Here is a 19,009-nt window from a genome sequence, read left to right on the forward strand (position 1 = left end):
CCAGCGGGGCAGCCGCGAACCCGATCCGGCGATCGGCCGACGTGGGCTGCGATCGTGCGCGCGCACACGGCCCGCAGGAGCGGGCTGCCCTGACCCGTTTGGGACTCACCTGACATGGCGCTCAGCGACCAGCCGCAAAGCGTCGACCGCCTCGGTGACGAGATCGAATCTCCAGTCGAAGTCCGCTTGCGTCTCCCGTTCCCGTCGCACGGACGACACGACGAGTTCGGTGCCGTGGTGGTTGGGAAAGAGCCTGCAGACATTCAGATGCACCGACCGCACCGGCAGTACGACGAGATGATCGAGCAGCAACTGGTCCCGGTCGAACCTGGTCCGGACGAGGACGACTCCCTGCTGCGTGGTCAGCCGGTACTCACCGCTGGCGGTCGGTACCGCCCGATGCACACACCCCAACAGCCTCGGCCACATCGAGACGTCGGACGCGGTGTCCCAGACGACATCTGGGGGACATCGGATCGAGACGGCCCGCGTGCGGGACTCCAACGTCCTGAAGTCGCTCCTGACACCCAACGAAGGCTCTCTCGTCGTTCCGCATCGTGCCGGCGCCCGGTCCGGTCGCCAGATCGGTCTGTGCTCGCCATCCACCGTCAGGCCCCCATCCCCGCCCCGCCGTCCACCGGCAGCACCACGCCGGTCACGAACCCGGCGTCCTCCCCGGTCAGGAATGCGATCGCCGCGGCGACCTCCTCCGGGCGGCCGAGACGGCCCACCGGTGTACGCGCCAGTTCCGTCCGACGTTCCTCGGACAGGACGGCAAGCATGTCCGTGTCGACGGGACCCGGAGTCACGACGTTCGCCGTGATTCCCTTGGTTCCCACCTCGCGCGCCACCGAGCGGGCGAAGCCGATGAGGGCGGCCTTGCTCGCCGCGTAGTTCGCCTGACCCGCCTCCCCCCGAAGCGCCACCACGGACGACACGAAGACGAGCCGGCCCCACCGACGCCGGAGCATGCCCCGCAGCACCAGACGGGTGAGCCGGTACGCGCCGATGAGGTTGGTCTCGAGGGGAGCGCGGAAGTCCTCCTCCGGCATGGAGAACAGGAGACGATCCCGGGTCATGCCGGCACTGTGCACCATGATCTCGACCGGGCCCTGCTCCCGCTCCACCTCGGACACCGCTGCACCCACCTGCTCGGCGTCCGTGACGTCGCACCGGACCCCGAACAGACCCTCCGGCGGCTCACCGGCCCGGTAGGTGACGGCGACCCGGTCGCCCCGGGCCGCCAGCCGCCGCGCGGCGGCAAGCCCGATGCCCCTGTTGCCACCCGTCACCAGCACTGAGCGTGACACGCCTCGTCCTCCTTCCGCCCTGCGGGCACGTCAGCGCCGGTCACCGACCTCGGCGCCATCTCTGGTGGCCGGCCAGAACAGCGCACCGACCGAGGCCACGGACTCCGGCGACAGCAGGTCCTCGTGCCGTCCAGCAGACTGCCGCACCAGGACCGCGCCATCGACGTACGGCTGCCACAGCTTCGGAGAACAGCCTGCGGCCAGGGACTCCTCGGCGGCGACGATGTGCAGGTCCCCCCGGAACGTTCCGACGGGAGGCTGCAGGGCGAGTCCACTGTTGTGCACGAAGACGTCGATGAGCGCGTCGACGCGTTCCGGCGGAAGCGTCCGGGTCAGCGTGGCGGCGCCCGACAACAGGAGGCGCCGCAGTTCTGTCCGGTCGCCGCCGAAACCCGCCGTGACCTCCTGCGGTGCGCCCAGTTCGGCCAGGAGACGCCGGTGCACGGTGGCCAGGTCGTCGATATCCTCGTCGCCCTGGACCTGCGGGTAGGAATCGAGGACCGCCAGCATGCCGACCGCCTGCCCCGCCTCCTGCAGTTGGACGGCCACCGCGTGGGCAAGGAGGCCACCGAAGGACCACCCCAGCAGGTGGTAAGGCCCCTCGGGACGCACGGCGCGGATCCGTTCGACGTAGTCGGCGGCCATGTTGGCCAGCGTCGCGGGCAGGTGCCCGGGACTCGTCAGGCCGACCGCCTGCAGGGCGTACACCGGGCGGCCCGGCGGCACGACCGGCAGGAGGCGGGCGAAGGGCCAACCGAGGCCAGCGGCGGGATGCACGCAGAACAGCGGCACGTCGTCTCCGGCCGGTCGCAGGACGAACAGAGGGCTCATCGCGTCGACCGATCCGGTCCCGCCCCGCAGCCGCGCGGAAAGGTTGGCGGGCGTACGGGATTCGAACAGGTCGCGCACGGTCAGGGCGGCGCCCCTCACGTCGACCCGGATCCGTTCGACGAGCCGGACGGCGAGCAGGGAGTGGCCGCCGAGGGCGAAGAAGTCGTCGTCCACGCCCACCTGGCAGCCGAGTACCTCGCCGAAGACCGCACGAAGGAGTTCCTCCTGCGGATCGCGGCCCTGCCGCGGCCCCACCGGCACCGCGACGTCCGGGTCCGGCAGGGCCCGGACGTCGAGCTTGCCGTTGGCCGTCAACGGCAGCTCCGGTATCTGCACGACCGCGCCCGGCACGAGATAGTCGGGCACCTGTCGACCCAGATCGTTCCGAAGCACCTGGGTCAGGTCGGCGTCGGTGCGCACAGGAGCTTCCGGAGCGGGTACCACGTATGCGACGAGCTGCCGCTCGTCCGGCCGGTCGGGGCGTACCGGCCGGGCCTGGACGGCCGCTCGCGCCACGGCCGGATGGGCGGTCAGCAGGCTCTCGACCTCACGCGGCTCGATCCGGAAACCGCGTATCTTCACCTGGTCGTCGACTCGTCCGGCGAACGTCAGGACCCCGTCGCCGTCCCTGCGGGCCAGGTCGCCGGTCCGGTACATCCGGCTCCCGGCGGGCCCGAAGGGGTCGTCGACGAAGCGCTCCGCGGTGAGGTCCGGGCGGTTGAGGTATCCAAGGGCGAGGCCCTCACCCGCCACGTGGACCTCGCCCACCACGCCCACCGGCACGGGTTCCCGGCGCTCGTCGAGGACGTGGACCTGCGTGCCGGACAGCGGCACGCCGATCGGCACGGGACCACCGTCGCACCCGCTCGGACCGCGGACGTGGTGGACGGTCGCTGCCGTGGTCACCTCCGTCGGCCCGTACGCGTTCACCACTGTCAGCCACGGACAACCGGTGACGACCCGACGAACGCTCTCCGGCGCGGCCGCCTCCCCGCCGGTCCAGATCTCCCGAAGTGTCGACGGGATACGTGCAACATGCTCGGAGAGCAGGTTGAACAGGGCGGTCGTGAACAGCGCGGCGGTGACGCCGTGCACCTGGATGGTCTCGAGCAGGAGGTCCAGATCGGCTCCTCCGGCGGGCGCGACGACGACCTCGCCCCCGGAGAGCAGGGGGATCCACAGCTCGTAGGTCGACGCGTCGAAGGCGAGCGAGGCGTGCAGCAGGACCCGACGGTGGGCCGGGCCGGCGAAGGCGGGGTCCGCGGCGAAGGCGGCGACCGACCGGTGGCTGATCACGACGCCCTTCGGCATGCCGGTCGACCCGGAGGTGTACATGATGTAGGCGGGCCCGGCCGGATCGACCGAGGGCAGGGGCCCCCCGGCCGGTGCGGCGGCCGTCGGGGACAGCACCCGCACCTCGCCGGGCAGGCCCAGGGCGTCGACCTGCCGGTCGGTCAGCAGGAGCCGGGCCCCGCTGTCGGTCAGGATGTGGCGCAGACGAGGTGCCGGGTGCCGGGTGTCCAGCGGCAGGTAGGCCCCGCCGGCCTTGAGCGTCCCCAGGATCGCGACGACGGCCTCGACGGAGCGGTCCAGCAGGAGCGCGACCGGCTCGCCAGACCGTAGACCGGCGGTGCGGAGGGAGTTCGCCACGCCCTCGGCCGCCGCGTTCAGTTCGCCGTACGACACCACCCGCTCGCCGAGCCGCACGGCGGGAGCGGCCGGTTGCCGGGCGACCTGCGCCGCGAACAGGTCAGGCAACGACGCCGCCGGCACCGTGAGGGCGGGACCAGCCGCGAGCGCCACCAGCCGGCGGCGCTCCTCGGGGGTGATGAGGGGCAGGTCCACCACGGGCAGGTCCGGCCGGCGGACCCCTTCACCCAGCACCAGCACCAGGCTGTCGGCCATCCGGCGTACGTCGTCGAGGGCCAGCACGTCCGGGTCGTACTCGACGTAGACGGTGATCCCGGTGTCGTGCTCGGTGATGTTGACGATCAGGTCGAGGGCGGGCGTCGTGTTGGCCACCGCGAGTCGTTCGACCCGTAGTCCACCTGCGCCGACCGGCGCCGTACGCCGACGACCGTGGTTGAGCGCGACCTGGAAGACGGGGTGCGCGTCGCCCTGCGGCGGACCGCCGAGCAGCCGCACCACCTGGTGAAAGGGCAGATCCTGGTGCCGCATGGCGTTCAGCACCCTGCCACGCACCAGGTTGACCAGGTCGGTGAACGACGTGGTGGTCCGGTCGAAACGCAGCCGGATCGGCAGCGTGTCCGCGGTCAGCGCGACCAACCGTTCTCGGCCGGGTGCGTTCCGGTTCAGCAGCGGAACGCCGAGCACCATGTCCGCGCCGCCGCCGTAGCGCGACAGGACGGTCACCGCCGCGGCGGAGATCACCATGAACGGGGTGGCGGAGACCTCGGCGGCGCACCCGTTCACCGCCGCCACCAGCGGCGCGGGCAGCTCACGCGACAGGGTCACGAGGCGGTTCCCGTGGACGCCACTCCGCTCGGCCCCGGGGAGCGGAAGCAGCCGGGGCGCGTCGTGGAGTTCGGCCATCCAGTAGGCCCGAGCCCGCTCGGCACGCCGGCTCTGGTGCCGGTCCCCGTCGCGCCGGACGTAACTCAGGTAGTCGCTGCCGGGGGCGGGTTCGGGGAGGGCGGCGCCCGTGACGACCGCGTCGTAGAGGGTGCAGAAGTCCTCGGCGAGGACGTCCATCGACGCTCCGTCGGTGACGCTGTGGTGCATCACGACGAGCAGGGCGTGGCGGCGCGGACCGACCGCGAAGAGCGTGGCCCGCAGCAGCCGTTCCCCGGTGACGTCGAACGGGACCGCCTGCTCGGCGTCGAACGCAGCCGCCAGGTCCTTCGTCGGGTCCACGGCGACCCGGCGCACCGGCACCGGGACCGTGGGCAGCACGATCTGGTACGGCTTGCCGCCCTCCTCGGCGAGCTGGACCCGCATCGCGGCATGCCGCTCGCTCAGCTCGGTGAGGACGTGCTCGAGCGCGTCCTCGTCCAACTCGCCGTGCAGGGCGAGGGCAAGCCCGACGTTGTGGCTCCCGGGCCGTCCGTGGACCAGTTCCACGAACCACAGCCCTTCCTGCACCGGAAGCAGCGGCACGGTTACCGGCGTGGCTGGATCCGTCATCCGGCGACTCCTCAGGTTCAGCCGCCGAGCACCGCGACCGGCTCGACGCCGGTCACGACCTCGTAGTTCACCATCCGGGCAGCCCGGAGGAACGTGACCAGCTCGGGGTCCTGAGCCACCATCCGCGCCACCCGCGCGCACTGGTCCCGTTGCTTGTCGATGGGTAGGCCGAGCCGCACGATGGGGCAGGACAGGCCCTGGGTGAGCACCAGTTCGTCGTCGTCGATCTGGAACCAGAAGGGGAACACCCGGCAGTCCAGGGACTTGTACGCCCGGTCGCCCAGGGCGGGGTCGACGCAGCAGCCCATGCTGCGGGGGACCACCTTCACACCACCCAGATAGTTGTCGTCGAGCACGGTGTAGTGGTCGACCGTGTAGCCGAGGGCCTGCGCGCTCTCCCACTCGCCGGGCAGCAGCAGGATGTACGAGTCGCTGTAGCGGCAGCAGTCCCAGTCGCAGTCGCCCGCGGCCACCAACTGCCCGCACAACTCGATCTTCTCCTCGACGGTGTCGAGGATCTCGCGCAGGGACTCCGGTGTGATCACGACCCGCCGTCCATCTCGGCGAGCAGCCGACAGGCGTCCCGGGCGAAGCGTTCGATCGTCCCGTCGGGCGTGGCGGTCGAGAGGAACAACACCTCCTGGGCGTCGGGGGCGAGGTGGTACCCGGCGCCACGTGCGGCCCGGTACAGGGCGTTGTAGCGCTCCTCGTCCTGCTTCTGGACATCCTGGAGGTTGCGCACCGGCGTGCCGTCCGGGCGGAAGATGAACGCGAAGATGCTGCCGATCCGGCTGAGGATGAAGTCCGTCCCGTACGCCCGCCGCTGCTCGGACAGGTGCTCCTCGAGGAGCTGGCCCTTGCGTTCCAGCTCCTCGTAGCAGCCCGGTCGGGCCAGTTCCCGTAGCGTCGCCAGACCGGCTGCCATGGTGAGCGGGTTCGCGGCGAACGTGCCGCCCTGCAGGACCCGCTCCTCGTCGAGCAGGCGCATGATCTCCCGCCTGCCCCCGTACGCGCCGACCGGTGTACCGCCACCGATGATCTTGCCGAAGGCGGTCAGGTCCGGTTCGACCCCGAGCACCGTACTGGCCGGACCGAACGTCAGCCGGAAGCCGGTGATCACCTCGTCGAAGATGAGCACCGCCCCCTCCCGGCTGCAGATCTCCCGCAGCCGGGCCAGGAAGTCGCCGTGCGGCAGCACCAGGGACATGTTGCAGGCCACGGGCTCGACGACGACCGCGGCGATCTCGCCCGGGTGCGCCGCGAAGGCGCGTTCCACGCCGTCCGCGTCGTTGTACTCCGCCAGCAGGTTCGACGCCATCGCCATCGGGTCGAGGCCGGCCTCGCGCATGCGGCTCTCGTCCTTGTTCTGCACCAGGTCGAAGTGGCCGTGGTAGCCACCGGCGAAGCGCAGCACCCGAGTCCGGCCGGTGTACGCGCGAGCAAGCCGGACCGTCGACATGACGGCCTCGGTGCCGCTGCACACGAAGCGGAGCTGCTCGAGGTGGTCGGCCGTGGCGACGATCCGCTCGGCCAGCTCGACCTCGAGCGGGGTCACCGTCCCGTACAGCGTGCCGCGCCCGGCCTGCTCACGGATGGCCTCGGTCACCGGAGCGGGCGCGTGGCCGAGGATCAGCGGACCGAACCCGTACATGAAGTCGATGTAGGTCGTGCCGTCGACGTCCCGCAGCTCCTCACCGCTGGCGTCGGCGACCACCAGGGGCTCCGCACCGACGTTGCGGCAGGCGCGTAGCGGTGAGCTCACTCCGGCGGGCAGCACCGCCTGCGCCCGTTCGATCTCAGATCTCATGCGCTCACTCCATTCGTCGTGCGGATCACGCACTCGTGGATCAGGGTGCTCAACAGACTCTCGGCCTCGTCGAGCGAGGACTGCTCGAAGAAGGCGGTCAGGACGGTTTCGAGGTTCAGCGGTGGCGCCAGGACGAACTCGCCGTCTGCCCGGTGCCGCAGGACGGCGGTGGCTCCGTGCGCATGACAGACGGCGACCGCGGAATCCATGCCGTGCAGAAATCCGCTCTGCGTCGCGGACGCGTCGAACTCCAGGCCGGTGCGATGCCGGGTCGGTTCCGCGCGGACCGGCCCGGCGCCGCCGTTCAGCCGATGCAGCAGCCCGTACGCGTCCAGCCCGGTGCAGATGTCCAGTAGGTGTGCTGCGGTGGCGCCACCGCCGGACAGGCGTGGCGCTATCTCGAGCAACCGAAGGCGCCCGTCGCCCCCGTAGCGGAACTCGGCGTGGAACGGCGAGTCGTCCAGGCCGACGGCGGGAAGCACGGCGTCGAGCACCGTGGCGAAGCCCGCGCCCCGGTCCGGATCGAACGGCTCGGTCAGGTAGGCGGTCTCGTGGAAGTACGGCCCGACGAGTGGAGGTCGCTTGCGGTGCAGGATCAGCGGCTGCACCAGTCCGCCGCTGACGATCCCGTCGACGGCGTACTCGTCACCGGCGAGGTACTCCTCGGCCAGCACCCGGCCGCTGCCGCGACCGGCGTCCAGCAGGTTGACCACCCGCCGGGTGGCCGACAGGGCCCGGGCGAAGCCGGCTTCGTCCTCCACCCGGACCACCCCGGCGCTGTAGAAGCCGTTCGACGGCTTGAGCACCAGCGGGAAGTCGATCACCTCCCGAGTCCGGTTCAGCGCGTCCGCCGCCGTGCCGGTCACCGGCAGCTCCAGGTACCGCGCGATGTGCCCCCGGAGTGCCGGATGCGCCTTGAACCGCGTCTTGTCGGTCAGGGTCGCGACGGCCCCGAGCGGGCGGGTCCGGTGGCCCAACTCGGCGCGCAGCAGCTCGACGTGGATCTGGAGCCCGTCATGGAACGAGACGACGTCGTCGAACCCGGCCAGGTCGACCTCCTTCGCGACGGCCTCGACCAGCCCACGCCGGTGCGCGTCCGGATCGCCGGCCGGCAGTGGGGGCGGCTCGACGAAGGTGAGCGCGAGACCCCGCGAGTGGGCGTACCGGATGTAGTCCGTCGTGTCCTCCGCCCTGCCCAGCACCAGCACGTTCACGCCGTATCCCCACTCCGGCCCGTCGTGGCGGCCAGGATCGCCCGCCACAGCTCCGTCGTGCCGGCGTCGATGTCGCCAAACCGTTGGTCGATGCGGCCGCGCACGGCGGCCGAACCGGTCGCTTCGAACTTGAGAGCCAGCACCGCGAGCGTGCGCCAGTGGTCCGTCAGCGTGCCGCAGCGCCGGCCGATGTCGTCGGACCCGTCGATCCGTTCGATCGACCTGCGGAGCAGGACCAGGCTGGGCACGACGTAGAGCACCTTGATGTGATCGAACAGCCGACGCGCGGCCCTCGCGGAGTGGTCGCCGCCCACGGCGAACGCGTCGGCGCAGAGCTTCTGGTATTGCGTGACGGCCCCGCGGTACTCGGGCCGGGACAGGAAGAGCTCGGCCTGGCGCCGCAGATCAGCCGCCACCTCGCGGCGCAGGGCTCCGGCCGCGTTACCGGTGAGGCTGTGCAGGAATCCCATGTGGTCGTACGTCTCGGTGGCGACCCGATCCGTGATCGCGGCCCGGAAGGAGTCCGCCGGCAGCCACGCCTCGCACCCGTGCCGTTCCCGGTCGACGATGAGCGAGTCGAACACCCGCACGCGGGCCAGGTCGTCGGAGACGTCGGTCACCAGCAGGGCGTGCAGATAGCCGGGGTTGCGGACGTAGATCTCGGCGTACGACAGGTGGTGGGAGTTGGTCCAGACGACCGCGCCACGGCGTGCGCGTACCACCGCCGACAGGTGGCGGACGGGATCCGCGGCGTCGAGCGGCTCGCTCTCCACCGCGGCGCCGAGCCGGTCCAGCCCACGCAGGCCGATCTCCTCGACGGGGAACCCGTACTCCGGGAAGCCCCACTCGTCGAGACCGCACCGCAGCAGGAAGCCGTCGCCGCGCTCCAGGATCGCCGACTCGTCCACGGACCAGCCGTGCCGGTCCGCCAACTGCACGAAGCTGCCGGTGAAGCAGTTGATGGCCGGAGCGTCGAAGCGGCGCAGCACCTCCGCCGCCGAAGACATCAGGATCTCTCCGTTCCGGTCGTCCCGTCGGGACCGGATACGCCGTGGACCGTGCCGCCCTTGACACCCACCGGCGTCTCGTCGGTGACCGCCACGGGCACCTGGGCCGCGACCGGCGCCCCGCCCGCGGGATCGGGAGCGGCGGGCTCGGGCGGCTCCGCCAGCAGGTTCTCCCGTTCGACCGTGGCCCGGCGCAGACGGCGGAAGAAGAGCACACCCAGGATGCCCTCGAAGACCGACCCGATCACCCAGATGACCACGAGGAAATCGCCCTCACCGGGGTTGAGCAACGACACGACGAGGATGGCGGGGACGCTGAACAGCCACATCACGACGACGCGGGCGGTGAACACGTACCGGGTCAGTCCGAAGGCCTCCAGGACCGCCGAACCGATCATGGAGAACATGAACGTCACCGAGTACGTCCAGAGCACCCTCGTCGTGGCCACCGCCGTGTCCACCGTCTCCCGGTCGCTGCCGACCAGGCCGAAGGGGCCCAGCAGGAGCGACGGAGCGAGAATCTGGAGTAGCGAGATGATCACGACGTAGACGGCCGAGATGCCCACGGTGATCCGCACGATGTGCGGCACCCGTTCGTGAGCGCCTTCGCCCAGCGCGTTCGCGCACAGGATGCTGCATCCTATGCCGAGCCCGATGAGCGGGATGATGCCGACGTAGTTGATCGACACGGCGATGTTGTTCGCCGCCAGAGCGGCCGGCCCGAGGAGCGCGGCGACCCAGACGAACGCGGTCTGCGCCAGTTCGTCCACCCCGGCCGAACCGCCGGACGGTGCACCTCGGCGCAGCCGGGCGCCGAGACGCCGCAGTTCGGCCCGGTCCGGCCGTAGGGCGTGCGCCAGGGCGGGGTAGAAGGCTCGGGGCAGCATCACCAGGTACAGCACCATCATCACGCCGGTGCCGATGAGCGTCCCGATCGCGGAACCGCTCATGCCGAGTTCGGGAAGGCCGAACGAGCCGAAGACGAGACCGACGGTGAAGAAGATGTCCACGGCCTGGCCGGTGAGTCCGACCGCCATCGGGACCCTGGTTCTGCCGAGGCCGTTGAAGTACGAGGACAGGCAGGTGTTGATCACCATGATCGCGCCGAACCGCATTGCCCACACCAGGTAGACCGACTCCAGGTCGGTCACCTCGTCGGGTCGACTGCTCAACTGCGGGATCAGCGCGACCAGGGGCGCGGTCACGAGCAGCAGCAGAGCCACCGCCAGGCCCACGACCGTCCCTCGGGCCGTCTCGGTGAGCGTTCCCGCGCTGTCACCCCGCCCGTTGGCCTGGGCCACGTAGGACCGCGAGATCGCCACCGTCATGGTGCAGAAGGTGACGATCGTCATCGCGGTGAACACCGCGGGGCCGGACGCGTCCAGGGTCTCCGGCGAATACCGGGCGAGGGTGATCCGGTCGACGAGCATCATCACGAGGTTGCCGACCATGCTGAGCAGCAGCGGCACGGAGACCATGACGACGTCCCGCGCGGTGGACCATCGGGTGGGGGTCGCGGTGGTCATAGCGCGCCCGCCGAGACAGGTCCGACCGCCCGGTCGATCCGCTTCCTGAGCAGCTCCGGGTCGTGCCCGGGCGTCTGGTGAAGCAGGGTGAGGACGAGCCGCTCGAGGCCGAAGGCCACGCAGCTCGAGTGGAGAGCCAGCGTGCCGTCCTGCGGGCCGATCCGGAACGCCCCGGTGAACAGGCTGCGGTGCAGGTTCCGCGATCCGACGGCGACCGGGATGTCGTCGGATCCGGGAATGAGCACCTCACGCTTCACGCCCATGATGCGCTGGACCCGGCGGGTCACCTCCGACCGCTCGCCGTAGAAGACGTCGTTGGCCGTCTCGACGGTCGGCTCGACGCCCAGGGCTCGCAGCAGCTCGACGCCCCGATTGAACAGATCGTCACAGCGGTCGACCACCTCGTCGGCATCCCCGACGAGGACGATCTCCCGCATGTCGAAGGCGCCGAGGCGGGTCGCGCCGGGCCGGGTCGGCTCGAACCGGTGGCACCGTCCGCGGGCGGCGAACGCCCGCAACTGCCAGGCCTCGGGCGTACCCGCGATGTGCTGGAACGTGCTGTAGCAGGTCGACGGCGAGAGGAGCAGTCGGTCCCGGGCGTCCTGCGGCACGTCGCTCTGGTGCGGGAACGGCACGGCCCGGAACGGGATGGAGGGCAGCTTGTCGAAGAACCCGATGCGGTCGAGCACCGACCGGTCCAGCAGGGTGGCGGCGGAGTGCGCCGTGGTGGGCAGCCCCGCGGTCAGGACCGTGACGAGCGCCCGGTCAAGCTCCTCGTACGCCTCGTACAAGGAACCGGAGAAGAGGTAACCGACCAGGCCACCGGTGTACTCGGTGACCGAGATCAGGCCGGCCTCCCGCAGCTCGCCGATCACGGGTTCGCCTCCTGCCGGTGCAGCAGATCCTGCACGCTCTTGACGAGCGCCTCCCGGCTGCCGAGGTCGAAGACGATCGGTTCGAGCGTGTCGAACACGACGTCGAGACGCTCCTCCAGACCGACCAGGAGGCGCAGCTGCCCCATCGAGTCGGAGATGATCTCGGCCGGTGGTGCCTCGGGCGGCAGCGAACGGGCGGCCGCGAGCTGCGCCAGCAGGTCGTCGACGGCGGCTACGACGTCTTCCATACCTGATATCCCTCGATGTAGAGCCGGTTGAGCGAGGTGCGGACGAATGTGTCCAGGGCCGTGTCCGGATCCATGATCAGCGGCTGTCCCTTGACGTTGAACGAGGTGTTCACGACGCAGCCGACGCCGGTCGCCTCCTTCATCTGCCGGAGCAGCCGCCAGAACGTCTCGTTGAGGGATCGGTCGACCCGTTGCAGTCGCGCCGTACCGTCGGCGTGCACGACGCCCCGGATCGAGTCCTGCCGTTCGGGGCGGACCGGAGCGGTGCACAGCATGTAGCTGGTGGGACTCAGGGCACGGGTCTGGAACAGTGACTCGACGTCCTCGTCGAGCACCGCTGGCGCGAACGGACGGAACGGTTCACGGAACTTCACCAGGCTGTTGATCCGTTCCTTGATCTGGTCGCCGCTCGGCAGCCCGAGGATGGAGCGGTTGCCCAGGGCCCGTGGCCCGAACTCCATCCGCCCGTGGAACCAGGCGATGATCCGGTCCGCCGCGATGTCTTCCGCGGCAGCCCGGAAGTACTCGTCCGTCATGCCCACGTACCGCCAGGCCACGCCGTGGCCGCGCAGGCGCTCCAGGGCGGCGCCGACCTCGTCCGAGGTGTACGCGGGACCGGTGTACGGGTCGAAGGGAAGCGGGTCCGCGTACCGGTCGCCCTTGGCGTTGGCGGCGTACAGGGCGGCGCCGAGCGCGGTACCGTCGTCGCCGGCGGCCGGCTGCACGAACGCCCGGTCCACCGAGGGCAGATCGCACAGCTCCTGGTTGGCGCGGCAGTTGAGGAAGGTGCCACCGGCCAGACAGAGATCGCGTTCGCCCGTCCGTTGCTGCCAGTGGGCGACGAGGCCGAGCAGCACCTCGGTGAGCCGGGCCTGGAGGGCCGCCGCGAAGTCCGCCTCCTCCCGGTGGACCTGCCCGTCGGGCGGCCGCGGGGTGAACGCGACGCTCTCGAGCCAGGCCCGGGCCGCCGGGTAGCCGCGCTCGGGGTCGACCAGGCAGCCGCGCGGCCAGTCGACGCGGACCGCCCCCCGCTCCGGGTCCAGGTGGACCAGCTTGGTGAAGAGCGACCGGTACCGCTCGGGGGATCCGTACGCGGCGAGTCCCATGACCTTGTACTCGTCGGAGTTGAACTGAAAGCCGAGGAACCGGGTGCAGATCGAGTAGAGCAGCCCGAGCGACGCCGAGATCGGCTGGGTCAGCAGCTGGTCGAACTGGCCGTCCCGCGCACGGTAGACGGAGAGCGAGGTGGTCTCCCCCATGCCGTCGGACACCACGCACAGGGCGGAGTCGAAACCGCTGGGGAGGTAGGCGGATGCCGCGTGCGCGAGGTGGTGGTCCACGGGATGGAACCGGTCGGCGACGTTCCGCCAGCCCGCGGCCTCCAGTCCATCCACGACGGTACGTCCGCTGAGCACCTCGTCCAGGAAGCCGAGGTTGCCCGCGAAGGCCCGCCGGAACCGGTCGTAGTTGAAACCGTGGGCAACGACCTGAACCTGCTCCGGCTTCACGCCGGCGGTCCTCAGGCAGTAGTCGATCGCGTCGACGGGAAGCCGCCCGGTGCCCTTGTCACCACAGAACCGCTCCTGGGCGGCGGCCGCGACGACACGCCCGTCGACGACCAGGGCGGCCGCGCTGTCCAATCCCTGGCAGATCCGCTCGTCCACGGTGGTCAGCCCGGGGGTCGTCCGCCGGAGATGGTCCTGGGCGTTCGGCAACCCGCTGAGACCGAGCACGATCATGTCAGTCCACCGCCTTAAACACCGAGATAGCGTTGTTGCCCCCGAAGCCGAAGGCGTTGTTCTGCACGTGCCGCAGGGGTTGCCGGCGAACACCGTCGGTGACGAGGTCGAAGTCGTACTCGAACTCGTCGGGTCCGATGTTCGTCGGCGGTAGCTCCTGGTGCCGCAGGGCGAGGCAGGAGGCGACCGCGCCCAACGCGCCCGCCGTCGCCATCAGATGGCCGGTGGTTCCCTTGATCGCGGACACGGCGGCCCGACCGTAGTGCCGGCCGAAGATGCCGGCCTCCACCTCGTCGTTGGCGCGGGTTCCCGTGCCGTGGGCGAAGATCCCGTCGATCCGGTCGGCAGTCAGGTCCGCCTGGGCCAGGGCGCGCCGATGGCAGGCCAGTACGCCCTCCGGATCGGGGTTCGTCGGATGCGTGGCGTCATTGTTGCTCACGGCCGCGACCAGTTCCGCGTACGGGCGCCCCTCCGTCGCCCGGCCCGCACGGAGGACCAGGAAGGCGGCACCCTCGGCAATGGTGATGTAGCGCCGGTGCCGGGAGAACGGCCGGCACCGCTCCGGGCCCAGGGCGTTCAGGGTGTAGAAGCCGGTCCACACCTTCTTGGCGAAGACGTCGGCCCCGCCAACCACCGCGGTGTCGACCGCGCCCGCCCGGATCATCCGCAGCGCGAACTCCAGGGCCGTGTTGCCGGAGGCGCAGGTGTTGTGGATGGTGAACGCCGGGCCCCGGGACCCGATGGCGGCGGCCACGTTGTCCGCCACGACGTGGCTGGAGTAGACGGATTCCCGCCAGCGCGCGTCGCGACCCTCCACCAGGTCGTCCAGCAGGTCCGCCTCGGCCTCGTTGTTTCCCACACAGACCAGCGCGTCGCGCAGCGCGGCGTCACCCGGACGCAGCCCGGCGTCCCGGATCGCCTGGCCCACCGCGTCCACCGCGAACAGCGAGGAGTCCGGTAGGTCGCGTCCCACGGCGCCGCGTACCCGCTCGGTCACCAGCGCCCGGTCAGCTGGGTCGAGAAGACCGGCGAGGTGATCCGGCTTCATCGCCGGATACACGGGGTCGATGGGGCGGAAGTTGCTGCGGGTCGATCGGAGGGCGGACCAGAAGTCCGCGATGCCGACGCCGACGGGGCTCACCACCCCGAGGCCGGTGACGAACGCGGATGTCATGGCGCCTCCCTGACCTTCGAAACGGCGCGGCGCACAGCGAGGAGGACCCGGTCCGCGTCGTACGCCCTGCCCTCCCATACGAGCAACGCGCCGCCGCGTTGGAGCCTCGTCTCCACGGTCACGGCGGGTGCCTGCGAAAGCACGTCCCCGCGGTAGGTGACCCCGCCGAAGCCGGCGAAGACGTACGACGGCATCGGGGTCGGAGCGGAGATCGCCGCCTGGAGGGCCAGCGCGAGATTGCCCAGGGCCTCGACCAGCACCAGCACCGGCCAGGCGGCCAGCGATCGCAGGTAGGGCAACGCCCGACCGACGGCCGCAACGTCCACGCGGCAGCGGGCCACGCGGGCGACCGGATCGAGGTCGAGCCGTTCCGGGAGAAACCAGAACTGCCGAGGCCGGACGGGCATGGTGGGCACTCCCGCCCCGAGACGTGCCAGGGTGCCGGGCGTCCCCAGGACGTCCGGCCCGGGTGCCGCGTCGACGAGGAAACGGCAGCAGAGTCGGCCAGCGCCGGCGACGACCTGCGTCACGTCGCCCGGACCCGAGCGGTACTCGAACGGCTCACCGGGCCGCACGAAGTCGGTGAAGCGGACGTCCCGCACGGAGACCACCGCGGGAGGCGGGTCGGCCATCGGCCGGCCCGCCAGCAGGAGAGCACCCGGCACGACGCCGTACCCCGGGAAGTGGTGCGCGAAGAGCTCCAACCCGGGGTCGAGACACTGGACGGCGGTCACCGGACGCCACCCGACGTCCGCTGGATGGTCAGCCGGGCGACCCGGTCTCCGGCCCCGACCCGCAAGGTGGCGGCGGCGCCGACAGGTAGCTCGCCCACCGCGGCCAGGAAGCGGTGCGTCACCAGGGCGCGGTTCCAGTCGACCGGCTGGGGCCCATGAGCGTCGTCGGCGAAGACCCTCCCGCTGTCGACGTCGTCCGGACCCGGGCGGAAGCTCACCACGGCGCGGTGGGAGTCACCGCTACGGAGGCCCACCCAGCACAGCGCGGAGGTCACCGCCATCTCTGGGCCGGCCTTCTTGCGGACGTCGTCCCGCGCCTCCGGGCAGTAGACGTCCCCGATCAGGACGTGACTCGCGGCCTGCGGGTACGCGTTGACGTGCAGCAGACCCTGCAGCAGCGCGACCACCGGCGTGCGGGGCCCCGCGTTGAGGGTCATGTTCCCGCCCCGCACACCCTGCTCCAGGTTGAGGAACACGGCGGCCGAGCTGGTGGTGGCGTGCGGGAACTGCTGCGCTGAGATGCGCCGTTCTCCGGCGACCGCCAGCCGTTGCAGCCGGAGCATCGCATCGAGGTTGCCGTACTCCGTGCCGACCACGACCGTCGTGTCGGCCGCTGGGGGGTCGGGCATGTTCCGGCCGGCGAGGTAGAGGCAGGCGCGGGTGAAGCCGTCGCGGAACCGGTCGCCCTTGGGCGAGACCACGCTGGCGAAATCGGACGGAACGGCGTCCGCGTCCGGGGACGGCCGGTGCAGATCGGCACCGACGAGCCCGAAGGACAGGGTGACGGCGCTCATGTCTCCTGCTCCTCGACCGGGAGCGGGAGTCCGTACGCCAGTAGCGCGTACACGACCCGCTCGATCCCGATACCGGCGCAGCAGGTCGCCTCCACCGCGTCCAGTTGGGACAGCTCGAAGGCCGTCACGAAGACGGATCCGTGGGCGTTCACGCTGGCCACCGAGATTTCCTTGCCGTCGTTGCCGGGCAGCGGCACGCGAATCTCGTACTTGCTGCCGGCGAGCAGCTGCGCGTCCCGGGCGAACGCCGGTTCGGCACCGAAGAACGGATCGGCGGCGGTGACCACCCGGAAGGGCAGCCGCAAGCTGTCGAACAACGCCTCGAACGACGCCACGAACCGTTGGAACTGGCGATCCGCCTCGTCCGTCGGCCCGATCCACACCAGCTCGTGCATCGTGAACTCGGCGAGCCGGGTCGGGTCGTGATTGGCCGACTCGTGGCGGAAGACCGGACCCTCGACGGCGAACAGGCGGGAGCCGTGTTCCCGTACCAGCTCCCGCGCCCGGGAGTACACGTGGTAGCAGGTGACCGGGTTGAGGACCAGGTCGGACGGCTCGTAGAAGGAGGCCAGCGCGGCGGTCTGGTCCGGCCGCAGTGCCGCGACCGTCACGCTGTCCCAGTAGTCGTTCCTGATCCGTGCGACGGCGTTCACCTGGTGCGGGAACTTCCGGTAGTAACCGGCCCGGACCAGAACCGATCGCGGGATGAGGGCCGACCCGACGATGAGCGGGGCGGCGTACTCCCGGCGGAAGCTGCGCCGCACCGCGGCGCGAACGGCGGCGACGGCGGCACCCCACCGCGGGCCGTGCAGGTAGACGCCGTCGGCCACCGGGACGCGGTCGTCCGGCTGCGGGCGGGCGGAGACGCTGCCGGCACGCTCGCTGACCACCCGCGTGTCGACCGGCCGGTGACCGCGCAGGAAGTGCTCCACCACGTCGCGCAGGGCGTCGGGGGAGGCGTCCGGGGCGGTGACCGTCAGGCCAGCCGGACCCGATCCCGTGTCCGTGTCGGCCCTTTCCACGATGGCGGCCGGGTAGAAGAAGCGCAGTGCCTTGCGGAGCTCGTCGAGGGCGGCGTCGTCGATCGGGCGCGGGAACGGGAGCGCCACGACGTTCACCCCGCTGACGCCTTCTGCGTCTCGACGTACAGTTCGCCGACCGTCGTGAGCTTGGCGAGCGCCTCCTCGGGAAGTTCCGATCCGACCTCCTCCTCCACGCCGAGGACGACGTCGATCATCTTGAGGGAATCGATGTCGAGGTCCTCGCGCAGGGTGTGATCAGGCCGCAATTCGAAGGATTCGTCGAGCTCGGCGACGGACTTGATCAGTTCCTGAAACCACTTGTCCATGGTGTCTGCACCTATTCTTCGAGTGCACGCAGCGGCATTTTGCGCGGGATCGCCCGCGCCGAACGGTTGGATTCCCGATCGAATCCGAAATCGGAGAGGTGTCGTCAGATCCGCTGCGTCATGGGCGTGAAATCCGTGAGGATGACCGCCCGCTCACCCGGCTCGGACGCCGGACCCTTGCAGATGGGACCGACGTAGTGGCTGCACCGCACGTCGGTGACGCCGTAGGACTCCAGCGTGTCGACCAACTCGAAATCGGCCAACACCTCGTCGGCCGGGACGTCATCGGGTTGCCGACCACGCCAGCGCGGCGTCGCGATCATGTTCCGTCCGCCGACGGCGTTGCGCCGATACATGAGGTGGGCGAACACGAAGGGCTCGCCGTCCTGGTGCAGCTCGTTCGGTGACGACACGGCCTCGACGCCGTCCTCGTCGACCATCAGCTTGATCAGGTGCACGCCGACGTGCAGCGGCCAGGCCGAGTCCACCTCGTTCCAGCGAGTCTGCTCGAAGTCGAACCGGACGACGTCGCGGAGCAGGGGATTCGACAGCGCCGACTCCCGGAGGGCCGGCAGGGCCCGGACGACGCCCACGTACTCGGGATTGTGGTCGCCCTGGTAGTAGCCGTTGAGCCGCTCGCCACCCTCGCCGATCCGGGTGTCGGGGATCCAGGTGAACTCGCCGGACCACGGCAGGATCATGCCGCGGGCGTACCGCCGGTACCGCCGGGTGCCGGGAGCGTAGGGATCGGGCGGCAGGTCGTCGTATTCGGCCAGCAGCGCAAGCAGATTTTCGTCAGAGTCCGAAACACCGAGCTCGGCCGCCAGGTCATAGCGCGCGAATCCCTGCTCCACCAGTTTTGAGGCAGGCTGCACTGCGATGGACATTTTTCCCCCGTGGACATGAGCGTGTCGAGTGCCGATCGTCGTCGTATGATCGGCAACCATCAACCCCCCACCCCCAACTGTGAAACAGGTCACACCGGCCGAAGCGCGGCCGCGGCGTCGCCCGGGGATATCGAGCTTCATGATCAGACACATTGAGCTGCGCGGATCCTCGCACGAACAGCCAGGGCACGGGGTGCATGCCCCTCGTACGCGCGGGACACGCAATGGCCGAGCTCGAAGAGATTTGCCGGTATCACACCGGTTGCGGACAGCAGCACCGACGAAGGTCGGCCGTCTCGACTCCCAGCTGATCACCGATAAAGTCGACGCTGTCCAGGCTCCACCCAGGATGACGTGCTTGCGTGACGAGC

17 protein-coding genes are annotated in these 19,009 nt (G+C 70.5%); all 17 read right to left on the minus strand.

Annotation, left to right across the window (positions count from 1 at the left end):
- Positions 1-105: 105 nt before the first annotated feature.
- Positions 106-531, minus strand: coding sequence for a hypothetical protein (locus ACFY23_RS27455; RefSeq protein ID WP_350680216.1), 426 nt, complete (start codon positions 529-531; stop codon positions 106-108).
- Between the two features lie 77 nt (positions 532-608).
- Complete coding sequence (locus ACFY23_RS27460; protein ID WP_350680214.1) at positions 609-1,310, minus strand: SDR family oxidoreductase; 702 nt, start codon at positions 1,308-1,310, stop codon at positions 609-611.
- A gap of 30 nt (positions 1,311-1,340) precedes the next feature.
- Positions 1,341-5,285, minus strand: a complete 3,945-nt coding sequence (locus ACFY23_RS27465; protein WP_350680212.1) for an amino acid adenylation domain-containing protein — start codon at positions 5,283-5,285, stop codon at positions 1,341-1,343.
- A 17-nt stretch (positions 5,286-5,302) separates the two neighbouring features.
- A complete protein-coding gene (locus tag ACFY23_RS27470; protein ID WP_350680211.1) occupies positions 5,303-5,830 on the minus strand; it encodes a hypothetical protein in 528 nt (175 codons plus the stop codon).
- Entirely contained in the window at positions 5,827-7,092 is a 1,266-nt protein-coding gene (locus ACFY23_RS27475; protein WP_350680209.1) for a glutamate-1-semialdehyde 2,1-aminomutase, read from the minus strand. Before ACFY23_RS27475 ends, ACFY23_RS27470 begins: the two co-directional genes overlap by 4 nt.
- Complete coding sequence (locus ACFY23_RS27480; RefSeq protein WP_350680207.1) at positions 7,089-8,306, minus strand: ATP-grasp domain-containing protein; 1,218 nt, start codon at positions 8,304-8,306, stop codon at positions 7,089-7,091. Before ACFY23_RS27480 ends, ACFY23_RS27475 begins: the two co-directional genes overlap by 4 nt.
- Positions 8,303-9,313, minus strand: coding sequence for a hypothetical protein (locus tag ACFY23_RS27485; protein WP_350680205.1), 1,011 nt, complete (start codon positions 9,311-9,313; stop codon positions 8,303-8,305). The genes ACFY23_RS27480 and ACFY23_RS27485 overlap by 4 nt, the downstream gene beginning before the upstream one ends.
- Complete coding sequence (locus tag ACFY23_RS27490; RefSeq protein WP_350680203.1) at positions 9,313-10,839, minus strand: MATE family efflux transporter; 1,527 nt, start codon at positions 10,837-10,839, stop codon at positions 9,313-9,315. The genes ACFY23_RS27485 and ACFY23_RS27490 overlap by 1 nt, the downstream gene beginning before the upstream one ends.
- Positions 10,836-11,714, minus strand: a complete 879-nt coding sequence (locus tag ACFY23_RS27495; protein WP_350680201.1) for a hypothetical protein — start codon at positions 11,712-11,714, stop codon at positions 10,836-10,838. Before ACFY23_RS27495 ends, ACFY23_RS27490 begins: the two co-directional genes overlap by 4 nt.
- Complete coding sequence (locus tag ACFY23_RS27500) at positions 11,711-11,962, minus strand: hypothetical protein (RefSeq protein ID WP_350680199.1); 252 nt, start codon at positions 11,960-11,962, stop codon at positions 11,711-11,713. Before ACFY23_RS27500 ends, ACFY23_RS27495 begins: the two co-directional genes overlap by 4 nt.
- Positions 11,947-13,701: a carbamoyltransferase C-terminal domain-containing protein gene (locus ACFY23_RS27505; protein ID WP_350680197.1), complete on the minus strand. Its 1,755-nt coding sequence runs from the start codon at positions 13,699-13,701 to the stop codon at positions 11,947-11,949. Before ACFY23_RS27505 ends, ACFY23_RS27500 begins: the two co-directional genes overlap by 16 nt.
- Position 13,702: 1 nt before the next feature.
- Positions 13,703-14,875: a beta-ketoacyl-[acyl-carrier-protein] synthase family protein gene (locus ACFY23_RS27510; protein ID WP_350680195.1), complete on the minus strand. Its 1,173-nt coding sequence runs from the start codon at positions 14,873-14,875 to the stop codon at positions 13,703-13,705.
- Entirely contained in the window at positions 14,872-15,609 is a 738-nt protein-coding gene (locus ACFY23_RS27515) for a hypothetical protein (protein ID WP_350680193.1), read from the minus strand. The genes ACFY23_RS27510 and ACFY23_RS27515 overlap by 4 nt, the downstream gene beginning before the upstream one ends.
- Positions 15,606-16,403: a hypothetical protein gene (locus ACFY23_RS27520; RefSeq protein ID WP_350680191.1), complete on the minus strand. Its 798-nt coding sequence runs from the start codon at positions 16,401-16,403 to the stop codon at positions 15,606-15,608. Before ACFY23_RS27520 ends, ACFY23_RS27515 begins: the two co-directional genes overlap by 4 nt.
- The gene (locus ACFY23_RS27525; protein ID WP_350680189.1) at positions 16,400-17,512 is read right to left on the minus strand and encodes an aminoacyl--tRNA ligase-related protein; all 1,113 of its coding nucleotides are present in this window, start codon (positions 17,510-17,512) and stop codon (positions 16,400-16,402) included. The genes ACFY23_RS27520 and ACFY23_RS27525 overlap by 4 nt, the downstream gene beginning before the upstream one ends.
- Before the next feature lie 5 nt (positions 17,513-17,517).
- A complete protein-coding gene (locus ACFY23_RS27530; protein ID WP_350680187.1) occupies positions 17,518-17,751 on the minus strand; it encodes a phosphopantetheine-binding protein in 234 nt (77 codons plus the stop codon).
- Positions 17,752-17,855: 104 nt separating this feature from the next.
- Positions 17,856-18,779 carry a 2OG-Fe dioxygenase family protein gene (locus tag ACFY23_RS27535; RefSeq protein WP_350680185.1) on the minus strand — a complete coding sequence of 308 codons (924 nt, stop codon included), beginning with the start codon at positions 18,777-18,779 and terminating at the stop codon, positions 17,856-17,858.
- Between the last annotated feature and the right edge of the window lie 230 nt (positions 18,780-19,009).

Source organism: Micromonospora sp. NPDC000121 (genome assembly GCF_042899165.1).
Taxonomy (GTDB): Bacteria; Actinomycetota; Actinomycetes; order Mycobacteriales; family Micromonosporaceae; genus Micromonospora.